Origin of the sequence: Micromonospora sp. NPDC049580, from assembly GCF_040675595.1 — a bacterium.
Lineage (GTDB): Bacteria > Actinomycetota > Actinomycetes > Mycobacteriales > Micromonosporaceae > Micromonospora.
In genome coordinates this window covers 1-1,372 of the sequence record NZ_JBFAPG010000805.1, presented here as the reverse complement: position 1 = coordinate 1,372, position 1,372 = coordinate 1, and the positions used below count along the sequence as shown (strand labels likewise).

The window sequence follows — 1,372 nt, the reverse complement described above, 5'->3', positions numbered from 1 at the left end:
CATCCTGACCCTCATCCCCCGCTGACCTGTCGTGCCCCGCCGCCCCGGCCGCCCCCGTACCCCCCCCCCCCCCGGGCCCCCCCCCCGGGGCGCGGCGCGGGGGGCGGCGCCCCCCGGGGGGACCCCCCCCCTGCGGGGGCCCCCCCGGCGGGCCCGTAACCGGGCCCGGGTCAGCGCCAGCACCGGGCCGGTGACCCGGCCGCCCGGCGGCTCGCCGAACGGTCGCTGGCCGGACCACTCGCCCCGGCTGCTCAGCGGGCGCAGGTCGACCCGGGCCTGGGCGTGGGCGATCCGCGCCCAGGCGCGTCCGACCGGCGAGTCGTCGAAGCCGGCCGCCGCGGCGGGGGAGTCCCAGACGGTCAGCGCCGCCCACCGGGTCAGGTCGGCGTCACCCGGCCCGAAGCCGGTGCCGGTCCCCGTGCCCAGCAGCTTGCCGAACCGGACACCCGGCAGGGCCCGCAGTCGACGCGGGTCCACCGCCATCCGGGTCAGCGCCCGGGGCAGCGCGCCGCGGGAGGTCCGCCACACGTGCAGGGTGACCAGCTCCGGTACGGCGCTGCTGTGCCGGCCGGTTCGCTCGCGCGGCTCGCTCACGCCACCTCGGCCGGGACGCCGGCGGTGACGCGCAGCAGCTCGGCGTAGGTGGTCGGGAAGACCGCCTGCGGTACGCCGCCCGCGGCCCAGATCTGCGGGTACGCCGCCAGCGCGGTGTCCACCAGGGTGCGCAGCGCCTGCGGGTGCCCGAGCGGGGCTACCCCGCCGATCGGCTGCCCGGTGTGCTTCCGGACGAACTCCGGGGTGGCCCGGCGCAGCCGGGTGACTCCGATGGACGCGGCGAGGCCGGCGGTGTCGACCCGGTGCGCGCCGGAGGTGAGCACGAGCAGCGGCGCGTCGTCCGCGTCGAAGATCAGCGAGTTGGCGATCTGGCCGACCTCGACGCCGAGCGCCTCGGCTGCGGCTGCCGCGGTGTGCACCGCGTCGGGCAGCAGGCGGACCGTGCTGGGCTGGCCGGCGCCGTCGCGCGCACCGGCGACGTCGAGTGCGTCCTGCACCGCCCGTACGTTCGGGTGTGGCTGCATGGGGACATTCTTCCCGGTCCGCCGGCGCCGGTTCACTCCGGTGCGTACGGACGGCGAGCCTCGGCGCGTCACACGTTGCATTTTCGTCGGAGGGGAGGTGTACTGTCAGGAGCAGTTAGAACGAGTGTTCGATTGCCTCGAACGCCCGTTCCAACCAGCCGGAGCGCGGTGTTTCGCGGCGCCAGCTCCGGGCGGTGTGGCTTCGCGGGCCGCACCTGGGTTTCCGGGCAGTCGCGAGCCCGGTCCCGTCAGGCAGGAGCGTCGCTCGCCGCCCACGACCCCCGGGCGGCGGG

Annotated in this window: 1 protein-coding gene and 1 pseudogene; both read right to left on the bottom strand. The window is 77.5% G+C overall.

Annotated elements, in window-relative coordinates:
- Window positions 1-594 (bottom strand): annotated as a pseudogene (locus tag AB0J68_RS32220) (hypothetical protein); the annotation flags it as partial.
- On the bottom strand, window positions 591-1,079 hold the full coding sequence (locus AB0J68_RS32215; RefSeq protein WP_354862371.1) for a YbaK/EbsC family protein: 489 nt from the start codon (window positions 1,077-1,079) through the stop codon (window positions 591-593). The gene AB0J68_RS32215 and the pseudogene AB0J68_RS32220, both read right to left, overlap by 4 nt.
- Between the last annotated feature and the right edge of the window lie 293 nt (window positions 1,080-1,372).